This window comes from Okeania sp. KiyG1, assembly GCF_014132355.1.
In the GTDB taxonomy this organism is placed as follows: domain Bacteria; phylum Cyanobacteriota; class Cyanobacteriia; order Cyanobacteriales; family Microcoleaceae; genus Okeania.
Genome location: NZ_BLZO01000154.1, coordinates 1 through 20339, shown reverse-complemented (window position 1 = coordinate 20339; position 20339 = coordinate 1). Strand labels below are relative to the sequence as shown.

Genomic DNA, 20339 nt, shown 5'->3' with positions numbered 1-20339 from the left:
CCGCGACTGATGTACCTTAGTAATATAAAATACCCTTGGTGTACCTTAGTAATATAAAATACCCTTGGTATACCTTAGTAATATAAAATACCCTTGATGTACCTTACTAATATGAAATACCCTTAATGTACCTTACTAATATGAAATACGCTATATCATCTTTCCCTTCTTCCTTCTTCCTTCTTCCTTCTTCCTTCTAAAAAATTATTCCTGAGCCTTCTCCTCAATTAATTTTATCCTGGGGATAGGAATTAACATAGAAACTTGCTGCCGATATTCCTGATATAAATCTCCATAAATAGAAATCATATCTACTTCTTCTAATTTAATTCCCACTAACGTATAAATTGTTGTACCCAGGGCAAAAATCAAATGAGAAAATGTCATAGTTGGAGTTGCCCAAAAAACAATAACAAAACCCAACATAATCGGATGACGAACATATTTGTAAAACCCTGGTGTTCTAAATCCTAAATATTCATATTCCTGACCGCGCAAATATAAATATACTTGTCGCAACCCAAATAAATCAAAATGGTTAATCATAAAAGTGCTGATTAACACAACTAACCACCCCAAAGCAAAAATGCCATAAATAATATTAGAAACTATCGGATTTTGTATATTCCAAATTATTCCACCAAGAGAATGCCATTGCCAAAATAACAATAATAATGCCAGACTTGCCATCAATACATAAGTGCTACGTTCAATCGGATGTGGAATAATTTTAGTCCACCATTTCTTAAAACTTTTACGAGCCATCAGACTATGTTGAATACCGAACAAACCGAGTAATAAAATATCAATTAATATCCCGTTAATCAGAGAACCATCAAAATCGGAATCTAGTGTTTTTGGTACTATTAAGTTGCCGACAAAACCAATGCTGTACAGAATAGTTATCATTGATATTAGATAACAAAATATCCCATAAATAAAAGCAAGTATTCTACTCATTTTTCTATTACAAAACCTCCAGAAAAAGTTTATGTTGATAATTCTATGATTATATGAAATACTAAAATTTTTGCAACAAATACGCATGACTGTCTCAAGGAGTCAGGAGGACTGAGTCAGTAGGAGTAGCCTACATATCATTGAAACCAAAGCACCAGAAAAATTATCATTCTGTGAAGCGTTAAATATAAAGAACTGAAAACTTTTCACCCCATCAGCCAGAACAGGATTTAGTCACGGATACAGGGATGATTCTTCTGCATCTTGTGAAGCTCAAAAAAATCGGCAAGGATTTCTCCCTTGCATCGCCAAAAAAATCATGATAGTATTCTATTATTGGGTGGAACACGCCCATACGCATGACTTTTTATTCAACCCCAAAACAGCATATCGCCACTGAACATATATAGAAGAGATACTCACACAACCAAAGCACCAGAAAAATTATTATCCTGTGAAGCACTTAAATCGAGAAGTAGCGATCGCCAAATTTTTCACCCCATCAGCCAGAACAGGATTTAGTCGCGGATACACAAACGAATTATCTGCATCTTGTGAAGCTCAAAAAAAATCGACAAGGATTTCTCCCTTCCCTTCCCCAAAAAATTATGATAGTATTTTATCATTGGGTACAACACGCCCCTACGCATGACTTTTTATTCAACTAAAAAACAGCATATCGTCACTGAATATATATAGAACAGATACTAACACAACCAAAGCACCAGAAAAATCATCATTCTGCAAAGCACTTATCGAGAAGTAGCGATCGCCAAATTTTTCACCCCATCAGCCAGACAAGGATTAGGTAACAGATACACAGACGAATTATCTGCATTTTGTGAAGCTCAAAAAAATCGGCAAGGATTTCCCCCTTGCGTTCCCCAAAAAATCGTGATACTATTTTATTATTGGGTGTAACACGCCCCTAAGGATGACTTTTTATTCAACCCCAAAACAGCATATCGTCACTGAATATATAGAAGAGATACTCACACGAGCAAAGCAACAGAAAAAACATCATCCTGTGAAACACTTAAATCAAGAAGTAGCGATCGCCTAAATTTTCACCCCATCAACCAGACAAGGATTAGGTCACGGATACACAGACGAATTATCTGCATTTTGTGAAGCTCAAAAAAAATCGGCAAGGATTTTTCCCTTGCATCGCCAAAAAAATTATGATACTATTTTATTATTGGGTGCAATACGCCCCTACGCATGACTTTTTATTCAACCCCAAAACAGCATATCGCCACTGAATATATACTGAATATATATAGAAGAGATACTCAGAAAACATTATCCTGTGAAGCACTTAAATCAAGAAGTAGCGATCGCCAAACTTTTCACCCCATCAGCCAGACAAGGATTAGGTAACAGATATACAGATGATTCATTTGCATTTTATGAAGCACCAAAAAAATCGGCAAGGATTTTCCTCTTGCATCTCGAAAAAAATCATGATAGTATTTTATTATTGGGTGCAACACGCCCATACGCATGACTTTTTATTCAACCCCAAAACAGCATATCACCACTGAATATATATAGAAGAGACACTCAGACAAGCAAAACACCAGAAAAAACATCATCCTGTGAAGCACTTAAATCGAGAAGTAGCGATCGCCAAACTTTTCACCCCATCAGCCAGACAAGGATTAGGTAACAGATATACAGATGATTCATTTGCATTTTATGAAGCACCAAAAAAATCGGCAAGGATTTTCCTCTTGCATCTCGAAAAAAATCATGATAGTATTTTATTATTGGGTGCAACACGCCCATACGCATGACTTTTTATTCAACCCCAAAACAGCATATCACCACTGAATATATATAGAAGAGACACTCAGACAAGCAAAACACCAGAAAAGCCATCATCCTGTGAAGCACTTAAATCGAGAAGTAGCGATCGCCAAACTTTTTCACCCCATCAGCCAGACAAGGATTAGGTAACAGATATACAGATGATTCATTTGCATTTTATGAAGCACCAAAAATCGGCAAGGATTTTCCTCTTGCATCTCGAAAAAATCATGATAGTATTTTATTATTGGGTGCAACACGCCCATACGCATGACTTTTTATTCAACCCCAAAACAGCATATCACCACTGAATATATATAGAAGAGATACTCAGACAATCAAAACACCAGAAAAATTTTGGCGTTGCTCAAAAGTCATAGTAAGTAGCTGAAATTCAATAATTTATAATTTAGAATGCGCGAATTTAGAATTACCTCTCCTTGAAAAGAAAAGGATTTACGAACAGGAAAATTTTTATTTATTATCGCCGATCAAGGGAAGGTTTTAAACCAGAATATTTCGGTAAAATTGAAAAACTTATGTTTTGCGTTAATACTTAATCTAAAAATCATTACCACTCAGCAACCCTAAATATGTTTCATAAACCTGAGTCTTGAAACAAATAAAAATCACCTTTTCAATAGACTTACTTTCCAATAAAAATTGCATCACTTCAGTGTTAGAGTCGATGGAGGGTATTATCCCTCGCACCTCTCCTTCAGAACCGGACGTGCGACTTTCACCGCATCACGGCTCCTAGATAATCTTAGGCTTTTGGCATGGATGCCCATGTGGATATAATCGTGACATGACTCATGTACTGCTAAAAGATTATTAGGTTTCCAATTGTCGTGGTTGCCGTCGATATGGTGCAGTTCTACTTTTTGATTGTTTTCTAGGTAGTATCCGCAGTGCCCACATTTATAACCTTGCCGTTTTAACGCTTTTGCCGTGTGACCATCGTATAGGCTGGAATTTCTTTTACTCCAGTAGAGTAAGTCACCGTCATAAGGAGATTTTGTCCCTTTGACCATGACGAACTTGTTCTCGGAGTAGTTTACCGTTGGAAATGCTTGATTTATGAGTTTTTTGGCTTCATTTTTACCTTTGTTTTTGTCCTTTAAGAACTTTTTAAAGGTTGTATAGCTTAAGAGCCATAGACTAAACCTTGACCCGTCCATCTTGCAATAACGGTGGTAATTTCTCCAACCTCTAATAATAGGGTCTAGCTTTTTCGCTTTGGCGGTAGTGGCTAATGCAGAGTTGTTGACTATGGCTTTAACCTTCTTGCGGAGTTTTTCGTAGTTTTCCTCTGAGGGGGTGCATCGAAATTTCCCGTTTCCTTGCACTTTGAAGTGCCATCCCAAGAAGTCAAAGCCTGCCGTTGCCCGTGTTATTTTTGTCTTCTCTGTTGATATATTCATCCCACGTTTTGCTAGGAACTGCTGTACTTTTTCTAAAATCTTCTCAGCGTTATCTTTTGGCTTCAAGAAAAATATCATGTCATCCGCATATCTTACGGACGGGTGGATATCCTCTATACCGTTTAGTGCTATGTTGGCTAGTAGTGGTGATACTACACCACCTTGGGGTGTGCCTTGTTCAGGAAATTCTGGCGATACCCCTGCCTTTAAACATCTCCATAACCCCGTTTTTATTTGTTGGGGGGCAATGACCTTAGTCATAATCGCCTTGTGGCTAATTCTGTCGAAACATTTTTCAATGTCTAATTCGATTACCCGTTTACTTTTGCCTTTGGCTTGACTTTTGAGGTTATCGAAGACGTATTTTTGTGCGTCTTGTGCGCCTCTTCCGGGTCTGAAGCCGTAACTTCGGGCGTGGAATGTTGCCTCGTGGGCGGGTTCTAAGGCATATTTAACAAGACATTGCCATGCCCTATCTGCGATGGTTGGGATTTTTAATGTTCGGATTTTCCCATTTTTCTTAGGGATTTTAACTTCCCTTAATTCCTCATGTTCCCAATGGTTTGCTTCTTTTAGCTTTTGAGCTAGGTTAAGCCTTTGTTTGAAGTTTAAGGATTTTTGTCCATCGACCCCACAAGTTTTCTTCCCAGAATTAAGCTGAGAGACTTGTCTTACAGCCAGCGTCCTTGCAGCATGAGATTTCAGCACCAAACGTTGAAGACTTTTTACCTTGCGGGTGTCTCCATTCTGCATGGCTTTGTAGATTCGTTTTTGGAGGCGGAACAGGTTTTTCTGGAATTTCTTCCAGTTTTGGTTGCTCCAGGTTTCACTATGATTGTTCATGTGTCTAAACGTACTCTCTTACTAAATTTCACTACGCTGATTACCCTGCAAGCAATTTGCGCTTGCATCCTACCCGTTGGAGAGGTTTCCGTGCTTTCCCACCTACTCTCTTATTCGACCTTTCCTAGAGACTCTCTCAACGTTTTTCCTCGTTCCGAGTTACAGATTATTATGACGGTTTAGGGCTGTCCAATTCGCCTACACGATCCCCAGGGATGCGTTTAACGCTATAAAATTTGACGCGGGGATAATCGTGTGCGGTCAGGAGATTTTGGAGTGACTCCTTGCCGAGAATTAAGACGCTTTTTCAGGACATTCCGTAATGTACCCATGCCGTCTCCCCATTACCCCCAGTGTGCCTATCACCCTTAGCTCTGGTTGGGGCCTGATGCCAGCTTCACTCCGTTAGTGGAAAAGTTCTAGCTCGGTGTGGCCAGGTCGGGAGTCCGCTTTCCCTTAGCGGGCTGGATTCTCACCAGCATCCATAACTCAGTTATCTAACAGGCTCTTCTTTGGTGGCCTCACTTATTGCAGGCTCTTCCTCCGTGGCCTCGTTAGACCCTATTCATACCCCTCTAGTTTCTAGAGGCTCTTAATAGGAACGAGTCGCACTATAGCTCTTCTTGCCAGTCAGGAACCACCAGGAGGCAATCAGCCAGACCGAACTTGCTCCCCATACAGCCAATCCCAGAGATAGCAATATTTCACAGACGAAGAAGCTCAAGCCAATCAAGAGCCCCCATGGAACTAATTGATCTGCGGGGACTGGACCTATGGATGCCTCTTGTTGGTAAATTTTAGAGACTTTGACAAAATCTGACTGATTCTCCATATTCAGAAACTCCATAGCTATTTTTTCAAGAGAAAGTAAGAAATTTCTTGCTTTCTCTGTCAGACAAGAAAAGTTTTGAATTATAAGGCTACGCACCCAGTATGAGCTGTGTCATTACCTCAATCGCCAACACGAAGCCTACACCTATAGCCATCATGTTGCCAATTGGTTTCCAGTCCCCACCCTGCATAGCTTGTGATACCAAAAATATACCCCCTACCAATATCCCCAAAATCACGATCACCCGCAACACAGTAAAAATCAGGGTAACTGTTGCAGGATCGACAGTCGAACCCGAGCCTGTGAGAATCTCATTCACCTTTGCCTCAATAGCATCGAATAATAGGGCATGAGCGGGCATCCCTATGCTGGAAAATATCATACAACAAATCAAGACAAGTGCTGCTACATGATGGGCCTTAAATCTTACACCGATTAACTTACCTAGTGGCGGGAAATAATCAATCATCATTTTTACGCTATGTGCAATTAAGCACACAATTAAATACACAGTCATCATTGCTGGATTCTGAATACCGATAAAGGTAAGTCCGGCAATAACAAACGCAAGCAACCATAAGTCTCCTTTCTCAATAGGCATTCCTAATGCTTTACTTAGTTTTGATTCCAAAGTTTCTGGACGACGACGGTAGCTTATAGGATAGTCACCGCTGTTTTGCCCTTCATAACGTAGTTGCATAAACTTACTCCATTTTTCTTTTTCAAATTGAGACACACACGCTGAGTTTTTCTGCGGGATATATCAAGTAATCTCCGCATTCTAGATGCGCACGGGCTATAGCTATCAAATTATTTAGGTCTCACAAACCTCTTATTCCGCATACATACAATTAACGCTCCATTTCTGGCCTTTTTTCCCGATGTTGAGACTCCTGTGTCAGCAAATCATCCACATCTGAAGAAGGAATTTCACAAGTATCGCATCGCACGAAATTGTCAGCTTCAATGGAGGCACTAAAAATCTTACGGGGGTTCCCCCATTCATCGGTTTGCTTTAAATCAAATCCTTCTAATTGATACGATAGGTCTGACTGCTTTGAAATTTCAAAGACACGTTCAAACTCTCCATTAGTATCCGTCCAATGGATAGAGCCAATATCCGTCCTAAACTGTTCTGGGGCATGGCGTTGGAAGTAATCAATTAAATCCTTACTATCAACATTTCGGGTATACTCTGACTCTGTTTGAGGTAACTGAAGAATGCGATTTTGTTCTTCCGACGATAGAGAATTATCGGAAATCTGCCAACCTTCATCGGTTTGTTCAGCCCGAAACCGCACCTGTTTATAAGTGATGGTTCGTTCTTTTTCGTCTGAAGAAAATTGATATCCTTCAGCATCAACTGCCTGATTATCAAGCAATCGTGCCACATTGGCTTTATGTGCCTCAGATAACTCGCTATCGGCCTGCCAGTCCTGTAAATTTTCATCCCAACTTGCTACAGTAACGTTTTGAGTAATACTAATAGTATTCTCGTCAGAGTTGAAGTGGAGGACACCTAAGTTAGTTTCAATAGGCTCATCCTGATTCAAGTCATGTGCAGTGGCCCGTACACGAACAAACTGTCTTAATGACTCTGCTACAGCTTGAGGACTTTCCTGAAAGTTGGTTGGGACATCGGAGCTTGGGGTTTCAGTGTCAACTTTTACTTGAGCTAACCGTTCATCAAAATGACGTAAGGCTTCCTCGTCATGGAGCCAATCATCATCACTCTCAGATTGAGATCTTTCTACTGAAGGCCGAGAATTCTCCTCCAATTGCGTTTCTGTCTCTTGCTCTTGCTCCTGCTCCGAGCCCCAAACTTCTCTGCCAATTTCAACAACTTCTGCCAGGTGCGCCGTCACATCAAGAAACATTCCCGCATAGAACCTGCCATCTATATAGTCACTTTGCTCAAGATGATTTGCCTGTTGCTTCATCATCTGGATTAAATTTCCAGGAGCTACCTCTACATCTATATTTTCTAAACTAAACTGTTCCTCATTTTGAGACGTTTCATCCTGTTCGGAGTTCAATTCAGGTGAATAATCTTTGCCCAAAGAGGGTTCATCGACAGTAAATACATCCTTCATTGACGAAATAGGTGTACTTACTGACTCACTCCTTGGCTCCCGATCTTCAGATTCATCCACCTGTTTAACCTCCAAACGCTTCAATATAGAGGGTTTTGTGTATTTACGACCTAGTTGATATCCGGCAAAAGGGATACCTTCATATCGCATCCACCACCCCTGTGATGTAGGATGTACCTCTACTCCTAAAGATTCCATCGCAGCAGTCAAATCTTCAAAGGAACTTCCCGGTTCTAGGCTTTCATCAATAATATTCTGAAGCTTTTGCCGGATACTGCGCTTAGTTGGCTTGATAGTATTTGACTGCTCTTCAAGTTCTCCAATATCTGGAACAGCTTGCAAACCATACTTGCGCTCCACAGTCCGCAAGATTTTGGGAATCTTATAATAATCCCAGCTAGTATTAGCACACTTGCCATTATCATCCACCAAATTAATCAATAGATGAGCATGAGTGCGCGTTTTTTCCGAGCCTGGATAATTTACATCGTTATGCAAACCTACCAGCACCTGGTTCTTATCAAGATTTAGATCGTCAATAACTTGGCTACAAATTGCTGCCCATTCACCCCGGCTCAAATTATCTCCGGCTGAGGGAGACAAAGACAAGTGATATGCTGGACGCTTAACTCTGTTATTACGACTCGCCACCCATTGCATCGCCGCAGCTTTTTCTGCTACCGTCTTGCCTTCAAACACATTCTCAAGAAGTACTTCGGCTCCCGGCTTGCCAAATATATAGCTGGCGACACTATGAAATTTAGTGTTTCGTGTGACTTTACCAATCATGATGCTCATCCAACAAGCATTGAATATCTTGAACAACCTTAAGAGTTTGGGGGGAAAACTCTTCAGTAGAGATTAAATCTCGTACCAGATGAAGTAGAGTTTGCAATTCTACTTGCTGTTTCCTAAATTTCAACCTTTGCTCAATGAAATCTGTGAGGCAATTAGGAGTGAACAACTTTTCTCGAACTACCGAGCTAAGACTCTTTTCACTCCTTTCTGCCAATGCTTTTAGGACATTGTACTCGGAGAACGTTAACCGAACTCTCAAATGACAATCTCTTTTCATTAGTTAGATTAAATTTCATCCATGATTCAGGAGATACCTCACACAATCCTTGAGCTTGTTTTTAACTTAGTCGCTGATTTTAGAAATTGCAACCCCTAGAACAGGTCTCAAAAAAACTTGCAAGCAATGGCAAAAGTATTAGACGAACTAGGATATGGTCTTACCTTTTACACACAAGCGATATTTTTATACACACACGCGATATTTTTATACAAACTTATGCACATTATTTCTTTTTTTTCTTCCGAGCTTATTTTTTAGCTTACTTTTTCATACACACACACGATATTTTCATAAACACACGCGATATTTTCATACAAATTAATACACTCTATTTTTTTGTTAATTTTCATATACTTCTTAACTTTATGTAATAGTTAGTTTTTCTTTCCGATAGCAAATGCTATCGGAAAAACTCTGACAATTGCGTTATTCAACTTAGCAATATTAAAAAACATAAACACTATCCAATTCATTTTTTTTTGAGGTATCAAGGAGACTAAATCAACAAAGTTATTGGCGGAGGTACACAGTGGCTAAGGAGACACAAACAATCACCATCTGTATCGATCTTGGTAGTAGTCTCACCAAAGTTGTCTGGAGTTTGGATAATTCACCAGACATTAACTTTCTCACCATGGAACCCGAGATCATAGAGTGCGAACATGGGCACTTAGACACATACCGATCAAAACGTATCAACCTAAACAGTGCCAGCAAGGATGATGCGTGGGTAAATCTTAAAGACAATAAGCAAAGTAGTTTTGCTATTGGGTTCTTGGCTTCTGCCCTGCTAGCCGAGGCCAACCTAAAAGCTCTCAAATACGAATCAGCTTTGTACAAAATTCTTGCCGTCTTGGGGGTTATTGCCGAACAAACCAAATTCAGGCTAGCAATTAACCTGACCATCTTATTGCCATGGTCAGAGTGGAACGATCAATCTAAGCTGAAGGAGCAAATCAAGAAAGAAGCCAAATCATTTTTGTTTACAGGTAAGCCTATAAACTTGCGGGGTTTAAATTGTATGTGCATACCTGAAGGAGCAGGTATTACCCTGAATAGGTATACAGGAATACTTATTCAAAGCAGCAGATTCATTACCACGCTAGTATTCGGACACCGTAATACCAGTATCCTCACATACCAGAGAGGAATGATGATTGAAGCTGATACCACCAATTTAGGTTTTTTTCGCCTCATAGACCGGATTATCGAACTAACTTCCGGTCTTGACCGAAAACTATTAAATAAAATAGTTTACCAATTAGGAGATCCCGTAAATCCCGATAATCCCATCCTAAACCAGCTATGTATGTCACAAATACCCCAAAATCAGCAGAGAGAAAAAGATGAAATTATTGTTGCCATTCGCACAGCGCAGCAATACTATTGGGCGTTAATCAGTCAATGGCTGCAAAAACAAGTTCCAAAATCCTTAAGTGAAGTGGTCGTTGCAGGGGGAGCAGGAAAATACCTGTATCATAGATTGCAGGAACACTTTTCTACCATTTCAACCTACTGGGGGACTGATTGGCAAGACCTGATCGAAGCTTCTCCTCAATTCAAAAATTTAGATCTACATGAAGAATGCAGAGATATCCTAGCATTTCGATTAGTAGATGCCTATGCTGCCCACTCCTACCAACTAAAAAGCCTCCACGATTCTCAAAATCAAAAGTCTATACCAACTCCAGTCTAGAAAATTTTAACATTTTACATACTCACTCATTATGACTCATACCCAAGATCCCGTAGGTAGACTCAGACTCAATCGAGCAATCTACGCTGATAAAAAAGATCCCCTATATTATGCCTATATATTATGTTCAGATAGTTCGTATGTAGGTGATATAAACAGCGCAATTATAGAAGCTTTCCAGTTAATACATACCCCTCTTGGTTTATACAAATATGGCTCCATAGAAGAAGCTACACGTCTAGCCACACAATCTGTATCAATATATCACAAGGCCATATCAATTACCTCACAGAGACAGTTGGATTGATACCCCGTCAAACTAATCAATTTAATTCGTATTCTCTCTCTCCTGCACCTACAATTGAACCTCAAAATGTTACCTCAGACAACGATATCCCGCTGTCTGAGACCGAACAAATAGGAGTCCAATTATTCAACAGTTTCAATATTGATTAAGGAGAACAACGCATGACATATATCATCCTCGTAGGAGGAATTAAGGGTGGCGTGGGAAAAACCCTCGTGTGCCGTACCTGTATAGAATATCTTGAATCAACGGGTAAGTCTGTTATTGCCGTAGATTCAGACCGAGAAGTTCAAGATGTGTCCGAACTTTATGATTCTGAATCAATTGGATTTTCTGACGATTTGAGGCGGGCAATGGAACCGGATAAAATTTTAGAGATGGCCGAGACCAATCCCGACTACATAGTAGTTAATCTGCCCGGTAACACATATCAGCCACTTCTGGAATGGCTAATAACCACTGGAAGTATTCAAACTCGAAAAGCTCCTGAAGGCAGACCCCAATTTATCCAGTTTTTCATCACCGACGGTTGTTGGTCTTCCATTCAATTGCTTCAAAAATCTTTGAGCGAACATAATGATAACCTTCCTCATGTTTTGATTCGTAATTCGGGGCACTTAATGAGTTCTCCTGATTGGAATTACCTTAATAACGTGCCTGAGTATCGGGAATTGTTCGAGAAGCACTGTATATTAGTAGCTGATTTTCCTTTAGTGGCAACACCCGTACTATTTGAATTAGACCGCAAAAATCTAACATTTCGACAAGCTATAGACACTGCGAATAGTTTGTTAGCGCGACGAGCAAGATTTTTTGTCAATCAGTACAACTAAACCTTTGACCAGATTTTTGAACAGTTGCCGAATCTTGTTGAGGGTAAGTTAAAAGTCCCTAAAAAAAGTCAGAAGAAGGTTACTTTAGATGATTTGGCCAATCAACTCAAAAAAGATATCAGCTCTATTGAGTCAGCGATCACTAATACCAAAAATCTGAAAGAATTAGCAGCAAAATTAAATGTGTCTGAAGAGACACTTAACCTGTCCAACGAACAGTATCAGAAGCTTCGAGACAAAATCCCGGCTGAATCTGGATCTAAATCTAACTAATTTCCATACTAAGAGAAACAGCTTATGTCAACCCCGAGTCAGTGGATTGAGCAGAACCAGAAAGCCTTGAATCACCTTTTGGATGGCGAACCAGAAGAAGCAAAAGTATGGGTCCATAGTTTTCTTACTCAAAGTGGTTCTGCGCTTGAAGATCCGTTTTGCAGTCAGATTGCAGCAAACGCTTATTTAGCCTATGTAATACGCAACAAACCTGATGAAATCCGTTCTGCCTTTGAAATAGCTGAATCAAATATGTTTAAAAGGATTGGAACTGAATTTGATTCAAAAGAGAAAGTTACCAGCAAGCTTTATCCGCAGAGATAGAGGCACGAATGAGTTGGATGGCAGAACGGTTGGTTGCGGAGCGTTTTGATAGTCCTTCTGAAACAGAAGATAAAGAAGATAAGTCTGTACAGGGCCTCAAAATTGCAACTCATAAATTAGCGCATAGCGCGATCGTTGCTTCAAGTGGAATTATTGGCCTAGTGTTGGGTCTTTTCATCAGTTCTTTTCTGAGCAGTAAAAACCCCATTAATCCTACTACAGACAATCATCTTCTTAATTGGGCCAAATCAAAGCAGGGGGAATTCGCCCGGCAATTGATTGAATGGAATGGCGATCGCTTGGTGTCTCGAAAATGCGAAATCGAAGCGAAACGCGATCGTATCACTCTGGCCATTGATGGTATCCAAGCTACACGAGGAGTTTGTGCAATTTTTGTGAGAAGTCCCCGTGAAACGGAGCCTCAGAAAGTAGCTGAATAATTATGCAAAGAAAGTTGCGATGACTAGAAGACATTATACACATTGGCCTCTACTAGAGAGTCCGTTAACGGCGATCGCCGTCTCGCCCTCAGACCGACAATGCTTTTTTAAGCAGTTTGAGCAATGGGGTTTGGATATGGAATTGCCCCTATACCTATGGAATGCCGGATATAAATATGTCCAAGAATTTCGTTCAGGCAAGATTACCCCTACTCCTACTGCAGTTGAGGATAATATTCTTGGTACTATCTGTAACGCTAGTCGGGATGGGATTTTCTTGGTTGAAGGTATCGTCCAGAGCGTTGATCCTCTCATAGACCTGCAACTACGGAATGCCCACGATGCCCTAACACAGAGGGACAGCCTAACTTTTATAGTGCTGTTTGATGCACTTTTGGACATACCGATGAATTTGTATCCCTTAATTCCTCAGTTGGAGAAGCCTTTTCCTTCGTCCAAAGAACTTGAGGAGTTGGTAGCTCAATTCTGTCAGGAACATCCTTTCAAAAAAGAATCCGATCCTTTACCATTGCTTCAAGCTTGTACGGGACTGCCAGAAGGCGAGATTACCCTTGTTCTGAATCGGTTGGTAGGTGAAGCTAGTACCCTGGAAGAGTTTGCAGATTCGGTTTTGGAGTATGCTAAACAAAAATTAGCGGGTAAAGGTGTTAGGATTTTGCCTCCTCCTGACGTACCCAAGGCTGCTGGCTTGGATTTACTTGATAAAGATATAGATAAAATAGCATCACTATTCGATCCTCGTGCATCTTCTTGGAAATTACGCAATCCTAATGGTGGCTTGCTTTGGGGATTGCCGGGGACAGGAAAATCCCTTGTGGCAAAGATGATTGCCCAACGCATCAGAGCAAAGATGATAGCGGTAGACTTCAACCAACTTGTAGGCTCTACTGTATCAGAATCGTTACAGAATCTCAAGCACCTCCTAGATTTGGCAGATAATTCTGGCAATGTAGTCTTATTTTTTGATGAATTTGAGAAAAACTTTGTGGGGTGGGAGTCTGGCGGTAGTGGCGGGGCGATGGCCAAGATGACTGGGGAATTATTGTCTTGGCTGCAAGACCATACTACTCCCGTGTTTATGCTGGCAACAATCAACAGATTAGGATTGCTCCCGGCAGAATTAGTCCGGCGCTTCAAATATGTGTGGTTTTTGGGCAATCCCCATAATGGAGCGTTGTATGAAATTTTTCAAATACATCTAGGCAAATATTGTCCCAATTTGCGTTTTACTGATTCACAATGGCGAATTTTACTTGATGAGTACCGAGGTTGTTCTCCGGATGAGATTGGTAAGGCCGTTGAAAGAACTCTAGAAACAAACTTTCACCACCAAGTACAAAGTGCAAAGGAACAAGGAAAAGCCTTCAATCCTCGAAAATATTTACCCCAAATTTCCTTAGAAGATTTGCTGACTGAACGGCAGAATTTCACGCCTGCTTCAGCTAATAAAGCCATCAGCGATCAACTTTATGCCATTAAGCAAGATGCCGATTTTGCTCGCCCGACTTCAGGGAGAGATACATCTCGTTTTGCTCGAATTAATCGAGGAATGTTCGAGCAGTCTGGAGCGAAAAACCAGGGGACAGGTACGACAAAGCTCAACCGTCAACCTAAATCACTCGAAGTAATTTAATGAATCTAAAAATAGCAACCATATTTACTGGATTTACTGGGCTAATCCTACTACTAACCACTACAACTGCTTCTAGCAATCCCAATACTATCACAGTGCAGCAGGTGGGGGAGCAGCAAGTAGCTATGCCGGACATAGAGAACTGGACATTCAATTCTATGCCTAATATAGAGGGTATGGATGCTCCATCCCAACTACTCAAATTAGGCTCCTTATCCTCCCTGGGAGCTTCCGAATTTACTTTAGAACAAACATCTGCTTTTTTAGGGGTGGATGTCAATCAATTAACTCTGAACCAATTACCACTGATGGGAGAACAAACCCTGGGCAATTTAGTTTTGGGTGATGGCATTTCATCAGCCGGGGTTCCCTATTTAGATCAGTACAAAATCAAGCAAATAAAACCCCTTGCTACTTTTTTTAAGAACAATCCTCAATTTGAAGATATCCAACTTTCACAAAATTTAGGTCAATTTGTGGCCAACAATCCCATTGCTGCCAATATACAATTGAACGAATTGGGGAACCTCAAAATAGGCAGCATCCCAAACCTGGGAAATACTCCCCTTAAGAATTTTGTTGATTGGGAGAATTTTAGTTTAGACAGCATTCCCGGAATCTCGGATATTCCACTCTCTCAGTTTCCCAATCCTTTGAATTTGAGCAGTATTAGCATCATTGCTAGAATTGACACTGTGAGAGGTCCCGCTGAAGCCAATTGGGGGCGGACTGTTACAGGTAGTTCGGAGGTAGGTTTTGAGTTCCCGTGCAATAAAACCTCGGAAAATACAGAGTCCTGTTCCCACATAGAACTTGACGATCCAGAAAACCTGGGTGCGACTGTCTCGTCTCCATTTGAGGGAAAAGCTTGGATTAACGGCCAGCAGCAGTGGGTTGATGGTGGTTCTGGATTACTTAAAATGGCAGTTCTGTCACCCGTCGCTAAACCTGGATTAGAACCTACCGGACGATTTCCATTTGGAGGTTTTGCAAAGATGGTATTATGGGAGGTTGATGAGACAAACGACTCGGCACAATTTGTCTTGTTTTTGCGTTACTGTAACACTGGAGGTTGCACGCCATACAATATTGGCCCTATACCTTTCATGGAGTATAAGAGAGATGCCATGATTCCTATTGGTAGCTTGCGCAGTAATCCTCCAAGTAATCGGCTGCCTATACGGACACAACAACGGTTGGCACAGCAGCAGGTGAGAAGGCAGCAACCAAGTATATCAATGCGAGGCAATATCATTACTGGGGAGGAAGTGGCAGGTGGAATTTCTCCATCTATTTTGGCAGAAGGAATTATCAAGATTCTAAGCGTGGGTTATAGCAATAGTCAATCTGATTTTCCCCCAATCACTTGTTTGGGCGATCGCTGTGGAAAATCTCTTGGCAAATACCATCTACACTCTACTCACCAAAAAGTAATAGAAAGTATTACTCTGCATGATGGGGGTGAAAAATTTCTCTTGAATTTAATAAAATCCAACCATCCTACACCCACAGCTCTAAACAAATTTTTTCCCCCATCCAAACAAGATGAGGTGATGCGACTAATTATTGGTGAAGCTGCTCTATTAGCTCGCAGCGAAATCGATCCTACTACCGACAAGTATTTTTGTGGCGATCGCTTGATTGAAAGAACTGCTCAAATTTTTGCTGGTGGGTTGTTCACCCCCATTGACTCTAGGGTAGCAAATGCTGACAATAGCCTAACTATACTGAAATTGGGCCAGAAAGTAAGGACTTATTACAACTCTCATGGTGGCACTGTAGTTAGCTGTGCCACTAACTAATTTGTTGAAAAATCATGACACCCTCACAATCAAAAAAATATATTTACCTTATAGTCCCTTTTATTAAAGGATTTGCTCTATTTCTCATCCTGAGTGGATTATTCGGAATTATTGGGTGTGGCTCCCATGCTCAAGCTATTAGTGGTTGGAAACCTGCTACTACAGTCGTTTCTGAAGATACAGCAAAGCAAATTATTGCTGATAATTCGTCCGAAAAGGCTAACGAGAACACTTATAAGCAATTAGAAGCAATTCGTCTGACTAATAAACTTACTTTATTTAAGATAAATTCACCATCTTTTTGTGGATATTTTGGATGTCTACATCTTGCCTATCTAGAAGAAACTCCGGGAGAGTATAGACCTATTTTGAGGCGATATATCAATCCGCTTCTTCCTAAAAATACTACTCAAATCCAATTACTGAAAGAGCCACCTAATGGTGTTATTGCTAAAAGTTCCCTACCTTGCTTGCGATTTTTCCAAACACATCCCACAAACAATACCCTGCAACAAATTACCGAATGTTTCGACGGACAAGTTTACAAGATTGTGGAAACCAGAAATAGTGTTATTGGTAATTAATAATTAATAATTAATAATTGTTGATTAAATATTTAATAATTATTGATTTCAAAAATCAGGTAAAAAGCCTCCCTTTTCGATTGAGATTAATAAGTAATAATTGAGTCGCGGATTCATGGGGGGGGTAATATAGAATCCGGTTGAATAGTTATTGTATAGTTGGGAGTAGGGGAGTAGGGGAGTGGGGGAGATTAAATATTTAAGTAATTATAGAATTATCAACATATACTATATAACCGAATTCTATATAATACCAATAAAAAGTAATGCTATACTTAGCTGATACTTCAGTTGTTCAATAATTAAAACCAACAAATAAATCATTGCCTAATTAGATTTTTTTCATCTAATATTTCTGTTTGTTTCTGCTTTACTCACTCATTTACTTGTTTAAAAAAGTGTAAAAAAATCATAAGATAGTATAACTTATGATTTATTGTTGGCATCATCATTTAATTCTAGATTTTTGTAATTAATTTATTTATTTCCATACAGCGAAATATAAATTTCCTAAACCTTGAAAATCCTTGTTTTATTAATACATAAAATAGCACAGTTAAGAATGAAACTACCCTGCATTGTTGGTTAATTATTTATTGATCAGAGGTGGTTATTAATTGTTAATTATTAATTGTTAATTATTCAGGAGGAAAATCCTAAATTGAAAATCTTAGCACAAACTACTCAACCACCACCATCTAACAATATTGCAGGCGATATAGGCAGCGCCTTTGGCAATGTCTTTGGGGGAGAAAATCTACCTCTAATTCTGACTATGGGAGGGATACTTTTAGTAATGCAACTTCTCGGTGGCGACAAGAAACAAAAGCTCACCACCGCACATTGGGCAGGAAGAGGAGAAAAAGCTTCTGCTATTGGTAAATTATGTTCCGAAATTAAAAAGCGAAAAGTTTCTGAAATTGGCCTCTACTGTGGGGACTGGAAACTCAGGAAACGGAGTTCTATCGGCACTTTCTTTTCTGGCAATCCTCCTACTATTCCCGTGTGTACAATCAATCGAGGTGTAATGGTTGTCGGAGGTGCAGGGTGTGGTAAAACTTTTGGAGTTCTAAATCCTTTGGCCTCAGCAGCGATCGCTCAAAATCTTGGTTTTCTTCTCTATGACTATAAGGGAGAACAAAAGTGGGTTGTAGCGACTGAAGCATTGCAGAATGGTTACAAAAATGTGAGGGTTTTTGCCCCAGGAAAACCATATAGTTGTTGTATCAATCCTATCAAGGATTTCATTCGTAGTGCTACTGATAATTTTGGAGCTAAACAATTAGCAGAGGTTTTATATCAAAATGGCTCCAAAGATAATTCGGGCGGAGACCCATTTTTTGAACCCGCCAGTCAGCAACTGTTGCAGGCGTTAATTCAACTGGCGCGGGCGACGGACTACCCTGATTTAGCTATGTGCTATGCTTTAATCCAGCTTTCTGATTTAGAAAAAAGACTATTAGAAGCAACTCGCAAACGGGAAAAATATTCTCCTTTCCTTTGGTATCAATTCAATCAAATAGCTTCTTTAGCTAAGGAGGATGCAGGAAAAACTACTGGAGGTATTATTGCTGGAGCGTACAACTTATTACAGCCTTTGGTACAACCTCAATTAATGGCCTGTACTATTGGTGATTCAAGTATTCAGACCTACATCGATGACGGTATGATGCTTGTGGTTGAGAATGACATTGCCCGTCAAGATGCTCTAGCTCCCGTACTGGCAGGAACTATTCACATGATTGTTTTGCAAAACTTTGCAAAGCAGCGCCAGAGTGGCTTAGTTTTGATGTTTGATGAGTTGCCTACCATAAAAGTCAATGTAGCGCAATATGCAGCAGAGTTTAGGTCTAAGGGGTGTGGTACTATTATTGGTTTCCAGAATAATAAACAGCTAGAACAAAGGTATGGAAAGGAAGGAGCCACAATCATACAGGCGAACATGGCGACCAAGTTTTTCTTTAATCCCGGCCATGTGGAGACGGCAGAGGAGATTTCCAAATACTTGGGAGAGTCGGAAATCACCTACTCTACTCAAAATGTTTCTCATAATTTTGGTACTGGTGCTGCGGGGGGGTCACGTTCTAAAAATCAGTCTATTCAGATCGTGCCGTTGATGAGTAAGGAAGTTCTGCTCAAGTTTAAGCGTAGCTGTGTTTTTATTAATCCGGCCGTCGGAAGCTCTCAAGAGGGCAGCGTTCCCTGGCATATCAAACCCGAAATCAAGTTGCCACTAAAGCAGGTAAAACGCTTTCAGGGAAACGAAAAGATGTGGCAGGAGAAAATAGAACCTCGCTTAATTGCCTCTGAGTTCAAACGATTAGAAATTAGCAGTTATGATGAGTTGGATGAGCGCATGGCTGAAGAAATGAATAAGCGTATTGCTCTAGCAGAAGAACTTCTCCCTTTACCCGAAGATCCAAGATCTTCCGCAACAATTAGTTCGCGTCGCAGTAACCCTTTACCTATAGATATTTAAGTAAATTATGAGTGAAATAAGCATCGAAATACCTAATACTGTTCGGCGTGCTGTGGGATTTGAATTGACAGCCACAGCACTAGAAACCCTTGGGGATGACTGGGCTGTTTTTGCCCAACAATATCGCGGGTTTTCTGAGCAAATTAAAGAGCAAAGTCTTTCTGAGGGTATGTCTGAGGAATTATGGGAGGAAACTAGGCAAGCTTTGCTTGATGAGCGTGAGAATTCATCCTCAAATTGGCTACAGATTGATTTTTTTCCTTCAGTTTCGGGTGATAAGAATTCTACTGCTAGTAGTAGTGATGCTGCTAGTGGAGTCACTGTTAATACTATTGATACAGAAACACATCATAAACCTATAACAGCAAATCCGGCTATAAACAATGCCACTGATAAATTTAAGGAGAAAGAAGAACCTAAAGAAGAACCTGAAGAATCTGGCATTTCGGATACTGAGGAACTGATAGACGACGATCCTTTACAACAAGACTTAGTCCAACGAGCAGTTCCTATCCTTTTTGCTGCTCTGAACCGTTATGGAGTTGTCTCCAATATGGGTCTGGACATCCGGCTCGAAGGCGAACGCAATTCTGTTACTTGGTCTATCCTCGATCGCAAATTAACTGTAGAGGGAGAGGAGAATATGGAGATTTTGTTTGATTCACACAAACAAGTAGAATCCTTCAATTCGAGTTTGAGTAAAGAGTATGTGGAGCATCTGGAAAATCAAGTCGCTCCACAATTAGAAGCACCAGAACCCACTAAAGCTGTTAGTAAGAACATTAGTCGTTGATAAGAGGAGATATTTTATGATTGATATAAATTTAGATGATATTGATTTTAGTTTTCAGGAAAAGCTGATAGATGAAGTATCAATTGTTGCGAATAATATACTGAACATTCATGGT

19 protein-coding genes are annotated in these 20339 nt (G+C 40.2%); 14 read left to right on the top strand and 5 right to left on the bottom strand.

All coding sequences use genetic code 11. The features are described 5' to 3' along the window. Positions 1-204 precede the first annotated feature (204 nt). Positions 205-960 carry a methanethiol S-methyltransferase gene (gene mddA, locus SAGCYANO_RS35480; protein ID WP_202224334.1) on the bottom strand — a complete coding sequence of 252 codons (756 nt, stop codon included), beginning with the start codon at positions 958-960 and terminating at the stop codon, positions 205-207. Between the two features lie 454 nt (positions 961-1414). On the opposite strand from mddA, the gene SAGCYANO_RS35475 reads away from it, so the two are divergent. The 4 genes from SAGCYANO_RS35475 (at position 1415) to SAGCYANO_RS35465 (ending at position 2756) form a co-directional block, all read left to right on the top strand. Further along, positions 1415-1612, top strand: a complete 198-nt coding sequence (locus SAGCYANO_RS35475) for a hypothetical protein (protein WP_202224333.1) — start codon at positions 1415-1417, stop codon at positions 1610-1612. A gap of 282 nt (positions 1613-1894) precedes the next feature. Further along, on the top strand, positions 1895-2023 hold the full coding sequence (locus SAGCYANO_RS48480; RefSeq protein ID WP_255502839.1) for a hypothetical protein: 129 nt from the start codon (positions 1895-1897) through the stop codon (positions 2021-2023). A 246-nt stretch (positions 2024-2269) separates the two neighbouring features. Beyond that, positions 2270-2467, top strand: a complete 198-nt coding sequence (locus tag SAGCYANO_RS35470; protein ID WP_202224332.1) for a hypothetical protein — start codon at positions 2270-2272, stop codon at positions 2465-2467. A gap of 91 nt (positions 2468-2558) precedes the next feature. Next, on the top strand, positions 2559-2756 hold the full coding sequence (locus tag SAGCYANO_RS35465) for a hypothetical protein (RefSeq protein ID WP_202224331.1): 198 nt from the start codon (positions 2559-2561) through the stop codon (positions 2754-2756). Positions 2757-3467: 711 nt separating this feature from the next. On the opposite strand, the gene SAGCYANO_RS35460 is transcribed toward SAGCYANO_RS35465, so the two are convergent. The 4 genes from SAGCYANO_RS35460 to SAGCYANO_RS35445 all read right to left on the bottom strand — a co-directional run bounded on the left by SAGCYANO_RS35460 (position 3468) and on the right by SAGCYANO_RS35445 (position 9036). Then, positions 3468-5036, bottom strand: a complete 1569-nt coding sequence (locus tag SAGCYANO_RS35460) for a reverse transcriptase domain-containing protein (protein WP_202224239.1) — start codon at positions 5034-5036, stop codon at positions 3468-3470. Positions 5037-5956: 920 nt separating this feature from the next. Next, on the bottom strand, positions 5957-6604 hold the full coding sequence (locus SAGCYANO_RS35455) for a hypothetical protein (RefSeq protein ID WP_202224238.1): 648 nt from the start codon (positions 6602-6604) through the stop codon (positions 5957-5959). A 115-nt stretch (positions 6605-6719) separates the two neighbouring features. Beyond that, positions 6720-8750 (bottom strand): relaxase/mobilization nuclease domain-containing protein, encoded by a 2031-nt coding sequence (locus SAGCYANO_RS35450; RefSeq protein ID WP_237396988.1) that lies wholly within the window; start codon positions 8748-8750, stop codon positions 6720-6722. After that, positions 8740-9036, bottom strand: a complete 297-nt coding sequence (locus tag SAGCYANO_RS35445; RefSeq protein WP_237396987.1) for a hypothetical protein — start codon at positions 9034-9036, stop codon at positions 8740-8742. Before SAGCYANO_RS35445 ends, SAGCYANO_RS35450 begins: the two co-directional genes overlap by 11 nt. Positions 9037-9568: 532 nt before the next feature. On the opposite strand from SAGCYANO_RS35445, the gene SAGCYANO_RS35440 reads away from it, so the two are divergent. From SAGCYANO_RS35440 to SAGCYANO_RS35395, 10 genes are all read left to right on the top strand, one after another. Further along, positions 9569-10735 (top strand): ParM/StbA family protein, encoded by a 1167-nt coding sequence (locus SAGCYANO_RS35440; RefSeq protein ID WP_202224235.1) that lies wholly within the window; start codon positions 9569-9571, stop codon positions 10733-10735. A gap of 468 nt (positions 10736-11203) precedes the next feature. Further along, positions 11204-11875: a hypothetical protein gene (locus SAGCYANO_RS35435; protein ID WP_202224234.1), complete on the top strand. Its 672-nt coding sequence runs from the start codon at positions 11204-11206 to the stop codon at positions 11873-11875. A gap of 24 nt (positions 11876-11899) precedes the next feature. Next, positions 11900-12148: a hypothetical protein gene (locus tag SAGCYANO_RS35430; protein WP_202224233.1), complete on the top strand. Its 249-nt coding sequence runs from the start codon at positions 11900-11902 to the stop codon at positions 12146-12148. A gap of 24 nt (positions 12149-12172) precedes the next feature. Then, positions 12173-12472, top strand: a complete 300-nt coding sequence (locus tag SAGCYANO_RS35425; RefSeq protein ID WP_202224281.1) for a hypothetical protein — start codon at positions 12173-12175, stop codon at positions 12470-12472. Between the two features lie 8 nt (positions 12473-12480). Continuing rightward, entirely contained in the window at positions 12481-12912 is a 432-nt protein-coding gene (locus SAGCYANO_RS35420) for a DUF6753 family protein (RefSeq protein WP_202224280.1), read from the top strand. A gap of 19 nt (positions 12913-12931) precedes the next feature. Next, positions 12932-14566, top strand: a complete 1635-nt coding sequence (locus SAGCYANO_RS35415) for an ATP-binding protein (protein ID WP_202224330.1) — start codon at positions 12932-12934, stop codon at positions 14564-14566. Continuing rightward, entirely contained in the window at positions 14566-16368 is a 1803-nt protein-coding gene (locus SAGCYANO_RS35410) for a hypothetical protein (RefSeq protein WP_202224230.1), read from the top strand. Before SAGCYANO_RS35415 ends, SAGCYANO_RS35410 begins: the two co-directional genes overlap by 1 nt. 14 nt (positions 16369-16382) lie before the next feature. Beyond that, complete coding sequence (locus tag SAGCYANO_RS35405) at positions 16383-16952, top strand: hypothetical protein (protein WP_202224329.1); 570 nt, start codon at positions 16383-16385, stop codon at positions 16950-16952. Positions 16953-17613: 661 nt separating this feature from the next. Next, positions 17614-19431 carry a type IV secretory system conjugative DNA transfer family protein gene (locus SAGCYANO_RS35400; protein ID WP_202224228.1) on the top strand — a complete coding sequence of 606 codons (1818 nt, stop codon included), beginning with the start codon at positions 17614-17616 and terminating at the stop codon, positions 19429-19431. Positions 19432-19438: 7 nt separating this feature from the next. Further along, a complete protein-coding gene (locus SAGCYANO_RS35395) occupies positions 19439-20224 on the top strand; it encodes a hypothetical protein (RefSeq protein WP_202224277.1) in 786 nt (261 codons plus the stop codon). Positions 20225-20339 lie beyond the last annotated feature (115 nt).